The 5,870-nt window shown below is 68.7% G+C and carries 6 protein-coding genes and 1 tRNA gene; 6 read left to right on the top strand and 1 reads right to left on the bottom strand.

Features of this window, described 5'->3' with window-relative positions:
* The first annotated feature begins 285 nt into the window (after nucleotides 1-285).
* Nucleotides 286-576 carry a hypothetical protein gene (locus ACY0I8_RS15580; RefSeq protein WP_461395473.1) on the top strand — a complete coding sequence of 97 codons (291 nt, stop codon included), beginning with the start codon at nucleotides 286-288 and terminating at the stop codon, nucleotides 574-576.
* A gap of 42 nt (nucleotides 577-618) precedes the next feature.
* Here the strand turns inward: ACY0I8_RS15580 and ACY0I8_RS15575 are convergent.
* A tRNA-Cys gene (locus ACY0I8_RS15575) sits at nucleotides 619-692 on the bottom strand.
* 67 nt (nucleotides 693-759) lie between these two features.
* On the opposite strand from ACY0I8_RS15575, the gene ACY0I8_RS15570 reads away from it, so the two are divergent.
* The 5 genes from ACY0I8_RS15570 to ACY0I8_RS15550 all read left to right on the top strand — a co-directional run bounded on the left by ACY0I8_RS15570 (nucleotide 760) and on the right by ACY0I8_RS15550 (nucleotide 5,788).
* Nucleotides 760-1,365, top strand: a complete 606-nt coding sequence (locus ACY0I8_RS15570; protein ID WP_461395472.1) for a 4Fe-4S single cluster domain-containing protein — start codon at nucleotides 760-762, stop codon at nucleotides 1,363-1,365.
* Nucleotides 1,366-1,631: 266 nt separating this feature from the next.
* Nucleotides 1,632-2,897 carry an ABC transporter substrate-binding protein gene (locus ACY0I8_RS15565; protein WP_461395471.1) on the top strand — a complete coding sequence of 422 codons (1,266 nt, stop codon included), beginning with the start codon at nucleotides 1,632-1,634 and terminating at the stop codon, nucleotides 2,895-2,897.
* A gap of 238 nt (nucleotides 2,898-3,135) precedes the next feature.
* Nucleotides 3,136-4,002, top strand: a complete 867-nt coding sequence (locus ACY0I8_RS15560) for a branched-chain amino acid ABC transporter permease (protein WP_461395470.1) — start codon at nucleotides 3,136-3,138, stop codon at nucleotides 4,000-4,002.
* The gene (locus ACY0I8_RS15555) at nucleotides 3,999-5,018 is read left to right on the top strand and encodes a branched-chain amino acid ABC transporter permease (protein ID WP_461395469.1); all 1,020 of its coding nucleotides are present in this window, start codon (nucleotides 3,999-4,001) and stop codon (nucleotides 5,016-5,018) included. The genes ACY0I8_RS15560 and ACY0I8_RS15555 overlap by 4 nt, the downstream gene beginning before the upstream one ends.
* Nucleotides 5,015-5,788, top strand: coding sequence for an ABC transporter ATP-binding protein (locus ACY0I8_RS15550; protein WP_461395468.1), 774 nt, complete (start codon nucleotides 5,015-5,017; stop codon nucleotides 5,786-5,788). The genes ACY0I8_RS15555 and ACY0I8_RS15550 overlap by 4 nt, the downstream gene beginning before the upstream one ends.
* Nucleotides 5,789-5,870 lie beyond the last annotated feature (82 nt).

The raw sequence follows: 5,870 nt of genomic DNA, 5'->3' as shown, positions 1-5,870 counted from the left end.
GGCGGGCAGGAGGATCCGGGGGCCCACCACCACGGCCCGGCCCGCCGTGGCCCGGACCACCTCGGCCATGTCCACCCGGAGCATGTAGTCGAACACGGGGATCCCGCCGAGGAGGATGAACCGCTTGGTGGGTTTCGGCGCCTTGGGCATGATTTTCCTCCGGAAACGCCTGAGTACTAGCTTTGCTAGGTTACCGGGACCCGCCGGGGAGGAAAAGGGCGGGAATTGACCGACGGGGAAACGCCGGATAGAGTGGACGCGCCGCCCCCCGAAACGAGGAACGTCATGGAGCATCAAAGCCCGTCCGGCAACGGTTTCCTCCGGTTTTTCGGTCTGGAGACCGGAGAGAAGGCCCGGGAGACGATCCTGTGGGCGCTGCCCTACCTCCTGCTCATGGCGGCGGCCCTGGTGGGGCTGTCGCTCCTGGTGCAGTGGCTGTGGCCCGTGGCCGGATGGGTGCACGCCGTGGCCATCGGGCTGGCGCTCGTGTACCTGTTCGCGTTTTTGGCCCGCATGCGCCAGATGGCCTTGGAGGCGCGAACTGAGCCGGTCGACGAGGACCGACCCGAACCATGAAAACGGCCGGACCCGTCGGGGCCCGGCCGTTTTGGTGTCGGATGGAGGCGCCACCCGGATTCGAACCGGGGATGGAGGTTTTGCAGACCTCTGCCTTACCGCTTGGCGATGGCGCCCTGCAAGGTCCGTAAACCTACCCGGCGGGCGGGCCCCGTGTCAACCCCGGGGAGGCCGAGGGAGCCTGTGATCCTTCGCTATGCCCACCTTGCCGTAACGCCCGACGTGAACGGTCCGGGGAACCGCCTGACCCTTTGGGTGCAGGGGTGCCGGCGGGGGTGCCCGGGCTGCTTCAACCCGGATCTCCAAGACCCGCTCGGGGGGCGCGCGGACACGGCCGGGGCGATCGCCGAACGGGCCCTGGCCATGGCGCCCTGGGAGGGGGTGAGCCTGTCCGGGGGGGAACCGTTCGACCAGGCGGGGCCCGTGGCCGCGTTCGTGCGGGTGCTGGGAGAGCGCCTCGGCCGGTCGTTCGACGTGATCGCCTTCACCGGATACCGCCTGGGGGACCTGCGGGCGGGAGCCCGGGACCAGGGGGAGCTCCTTTCGCTCGTGGACCTCCTGATCGACGGCCCCTACCGGGCGGAGTTGCCGCCGGCCCCGCCCCTCCGGGGCTCCGCGAACCAGCGCTGCCTTCCCCTGACCCCGCGGGGCGCCCGGCTGCTCCGACGTGCCACATCGTCCCGCCCCGAGGTCGCCGTGACCATCGGTCCATCGGGCGAGATCCTCCTGAGCGGATTCCCCTCCCCCCAACTCCTTCGTTCGCTGCGTTCCCGCCTGCGGGCGGGCTGACCGCGGCCGGGCGCTTTGCCCTCCTCCCGTCTCCCGGACCGCGGACCGGCGACCTGCCCCGTGTAACGCTCCTTTACACCGCCGGGATCTCCTTTACACTCTCCGATCTCGCTTGCGCGATGAAATCAAACGCGGTATCTCTGAAACCGCGGGCGGGGAGGCCGGAGCCGAACCGCCCGTTTTCACGAGATCAAACGGCACGGATCGTGCATCTTGCCCGGTCCGGAAACCCAGCCGCGCGCCGGGGCGCGGGGAAGGAGGTCGCGATGAGAGGAAAACGGTGGATCGCAGGGGCGATGGGTGTGGTGGCGGGGGTCGGACTTATGGCGGCGGGGGCGTGGGCCAAGCCGATCAAGCTCGGGGCCCCGCTCTCCACGGCCTATCTCTACGGGTGGGATGCCGAACGGGGGATCCGGCTGGCGGTGGAGGAGATCAACGCCGCCGGCGGGGTCAAGGTGGGGGGCGAGATGCGGCCCTTCGAGGTGGAGGTGGTGGACACCCGGGACCTGGAACCGGGCGTGCCGGTGGACGACGCCATCAAGGCCGTGGAGAAGCTCATCCTGCAGCACAAGGTGGATTTCCTCGTGGGCGGTCCGGTGCGTTCCGAGGCGGCGCTTGCGGTGCTCGACCTTCTGAGCCAGTACAAGAAGGTCTCCATCGTCTCCACCGGGGTGCTCTCGCCCGCCTACCACAAGACCATCGCCAAGAACTACGACAAGTACAAGTACGCGTTCCGGATCTCCAACGAGATCGTGAACATCATCGTCAACGAGATCATGGCGGTGTTCAAGAAGATGCGGGACGACTTCGGCCTGGACCGGGTGTACATCATGGTCCAGGACGTGGCCCACGCCCGGAAATCCGGGGAGGTCGTGGAGAAGTTTCTCAAGAAGGAGGGGTTCACGGTGCTGGGCCACGACGTGTACCCCACCGGGAACACCGATTTCGCCCCCGGGCTCCTGAAGGCCCGGAAGCAGAACACCCAGATCCTGTTCATCTTCATGGACATGCCCGAGACCGCCATTCTCCTCAAACAGTGGAAGAACTTCCGCATGAAGGCCCTTCCGTTCGGGTTCATGTCGGCGGCGGAGCAGCCGGGGTTCTGGGAGGCCTCGAACGGCGACTGCGAGTACACCGTGGTGGATGTGATCAACGGGGGGAACGCCCCGGCAGAGATCACCCCGTGGACCATGAAGTTCGTGAACGCCTACAAGAAGCGCTGGGGCCTGGAGCCCGAGGGCTACGGCACGAGCTCCAGCTATATGGCCGTGTACGCCCTCAAGGACGCGATCGAGCGGGCCGGAACGCTCGACCCCGATGCCGTGGTGAAGGCCCTGGAGACGATCGACCTCATGGGCGTGTACGGACGGATCCGGTTCGATCCCAAAAGCCACCAGGTCATCCCTTCCACCGATCCCAACGAAGGGGCGGTCACGGGGTTTTTCCAGTGGCAGGCCGGAAAGCGGGTGGTGTTCTGGCCCGAGGCCGGGGCCATGGGCGAGCTCAAGTTGCCGCCGTGGATGAAGGAATAGCCTGCCGGGCGCCGGGGGCGGAGCCGCCGCCCCCGGCGGGTCCGGCCGGTGGAAACCACGGCGGGCACAGGGAACACGCAAGGGGGGTGGGGGAGGAGCCGGGGGGACGGGGGGCTACGGTCCACGGTTCTCTGGGCCGTCCACGTAAGTTCGGTCCACGGTCCTCGGTCGGCGGTCGCCGGTCCCGTGGCCCGGGCCGCCTAGCCGCCAAGCCGCCTAGCCAAAAAGGGCGCCTTCCATGGACATCGTGGTCTACGGGTTCGTGCAGAGCGTGGTGCTTCTCCTGATGGCCTTCGGGTTCAGCCTGGTCTACGGGGTGAGCCGGTTGCCGAACTTCGCCCACGGAGCGCTCTACGTCATGACCGGGTTCGTGGCCTGGGCGTTCGCAAACCGCCTGGGGCTCCCCTACCCCCTGGCCGTGGCGGGGGCCCTCGGGGTGGCCGCCCTGGCGGGGACGCTCCTCTACCAATTGGTGCTCAAGCGGATCCGGGGTATGGAGATGTCGGAGGTGATCGCCTCGTACGCCATCGGGCTCGCGATCCTTGAGGGGCTCCGGTGGTGGGGGTTTCGGGGCGGCACCCACGCCCTGCCGGTCATCTCCGACGGGGTGGTGTTCCCCTTCGACGTGCCCCTGGACCACCAGCGGGTGCTCGTGGTGGCCGTGGGGGCGGGGCTGCTGGTGGGCCTTTGGGCCTACACCCGGTTCTCCCGCACGGGGCTCGCGTTCCGCGCCATCGCCCAGGACGAGCGGGCTGCCATGATGCTCGGCATCGACTCCGACCGCACCGGGACGCTCGCCGTGGCCCTGGGGTCGGCCCTGGCCGGGCTCGCGGCGGTGGTGATCTTCCCCCTGGGGAACATCGTGGTGGAGGAGGGCTACAAGGTGCTCGTGTACGCCCTGGCCGTGTGCGTGGTGGGCGGGCTCGGCAGTTGGATCGGCACGGTGCTGGCCTCGTTCCTCCTCGGGTTTTCCCAGTACGTGACCGTGGCCTACGGGAAGCCCCACTACCAGATGGTGGTGATGCTCCTGGCGATCGTGGTGACCCTGGTGGTCCGGCCCTCGGGTCTCTTCGGCCGGCAGAAATCCCTGGAGGAGCGGGTGTGAGCGCGCAACCCCAACGCCGGAAGGAACGGATCGACCGGGGCATCAAGGCCCGGGCCGAGACGATCTACGCCCTGGGTTCCTGGGAGGAGCTCGCCTACCTCCTGGGCCCCCGGCTCGTGTTCATCGTGGGATTCCTGGCGCTGCCCGTGCTGCTCGCGCCCTGGCCGTACTGGCACCGGGTGGCGCTCTCGGTGTGCGTGCTGGGGCTCCTGTCGGTGGCGTTCGATTTCCTGGCCAACCAGGTGGGGCTCGTGTGCCTGGGCGGGGCGTTCTTCTTCGGGGTGGGGGGCTACGCGGCCGCGCTCCTGAACACCGAGTGGGGCCTGCCGCCGGCCCTGGCGATCGGGTTGGCCACCGTCGTCGGGGCGGCGTTTTGCGCCGTGCTGATCTGGCCGTGCCTGCCGCTCCGGGGCATCTACTTCGCCATCGTGACCCTGATGTACCCGCTCCTCATGACCCGGATCATCGAGGCGGCCGACATCCTGGGCGGCACCGAGGGGTTCCGGGGGCTCACGGGGTTTTCGTCGGCCTGGACCGAGTCGTACGGCCTGATCCTGGGCCTCCTGGTCGGGGTGTTCGGGCTCCGCCGGTATCTCGCCGAGGACGCCGGGCTCGTGATCCGGGCGGTGAAGGAGAACGACCAGTCCGTGCGCGCCTCGGGCATCAGCGTCACCGCGGTGCGGTTCAAGGCGGTGTTCCTGGCGGCGCTCCTGGGGTGCTTCGCCGGGGCCTACTACGTCCACATGTACCGGAACGTGGGCATCTCGGCCTTTGCCCTCGACCTGTCCATCATGCCCATCGCGGCCACCGTGATCGGGGGCGGGGGCACCCTGGTGGGGCCGGTGCTGGGGAGCCTCCTGCTGGTGCCGCTGTCGGAGTTGCTGCGCGACTTCGGGTCCCTGCGGATCGTGGTGTATTCGCTCGTGCTCGCCGGGTTCGTGGTCTTCCGGAGCGAGGGGATCCTGGTGTTCGCCCGGCGAAAGTACGAGCAGTTCGAAAGGTGGGTGGAGGTATGAGCGCCGGGCCGATCCTGGAACTCCGGAACGTGTCCATGCACTTCGGCGGGGTCCGGGCCGTGGACGACGTGAGCTTCACGGTGGCCCCCGGCGAGGTGGTGGGCATCATCGGGCCCAACGGGTCGGGGAAAACCACGCTCATCAACTGCATCACGGGGTTCCTGAAGCCGACCCGCGGGAAGGTGTTCTTCCGGGGCCGCGACATCACGGGCCTCGCGCCCCACCGGGTGGCCCAGCTCGGCATCACCCGCACCTTCCAGATCATGCGGCCCTACCACTCCCTGCCGGCCTACAAGAACCTGGTCGTGCCCCTGTGCTCCCCCCGGGCCCGCCGGACCGGCGGCTGGCGAGGGGGCGGCCGCCACGGCGACCGCGACACCGTGGCCCTCGACATCCTGGAGGAGCTCGGGTTCGAGCGGGACTCCCGGGTGCCCTACCAGCCCGCCGGAACGCTTCCCACGGGGTACCTGAAGCGCCTGGAGCTCGGCCGGTGCCTCGCCCTGAACCCCGACGTGATCATCTGCGACGAGGTGTTCTCGGGGCTCTCCGCGAGCGAGATCGCGAGCCTCGTGCCCCTGATCCACAAGCTCAACGAGCAGGGGCTGACGATCCTCATGATCGAGCACCGGCTCAAGGAGCTCTTCCAGGTGGCCCGGCGGGTCGTGGCCCTCTCCTACGGCGAGAAGATCGCCGAGGGAACCCCCGAGGAGGTCACGGCCCACCCCAAGGTGCGGGAGGCCTACCTGGGATCGGAGGAGACGGGATGCTAGAGGTCCGGGAGCTCCTGGTGTTCTACGAGAACATGCTCGCCCTGAACAACCTGAGCCTCCGGTGCGACAGGGGCCGGATCGT

The organism is Deferrisoma sp. (genome assembly GCF_054681715.1).
The sequence above is the reverse complement of the archived record's forward strand: the minus strand, read 5'-3'. Positions and strand labels throughout refer to the sequence as shown.

What these genes read in the sequence shown, in the direction of transcription:
- ACY0I8_RS15565 (WP_461395471.1), top strand. Translation starts at nt 1,632, where the DNA reads ATGAGAGGAAAACGGTGGATCGCAGGGGCGATGGGTGTGGTGGCGGGG.
- ACY0I8_RS15550 (WP_461395468.1), top strand. Translation starts at nt 5,015, where the DNA reads ATGAGCGCCGGGCCGATCCTGGAACTCCGGAACGTGTCCATGCACTTC.
- ACY0I8_RS15560 (WP_461395470.1), top strand. Translation starts at nt 3,136, where the DNA reads ATGGACATCGTGGTCTACGGGTTCGTGCAGAGCGTGGTGCTTCTCCTG.
- ACY0I8_RS15580 (WP_461395473.1), top strand. Translation starts at nt 286, where the DNA reads ATGGAGCATCAAAGCCCGTCCGGCAACGGTTTCCTCCGGTTTTTCGGT.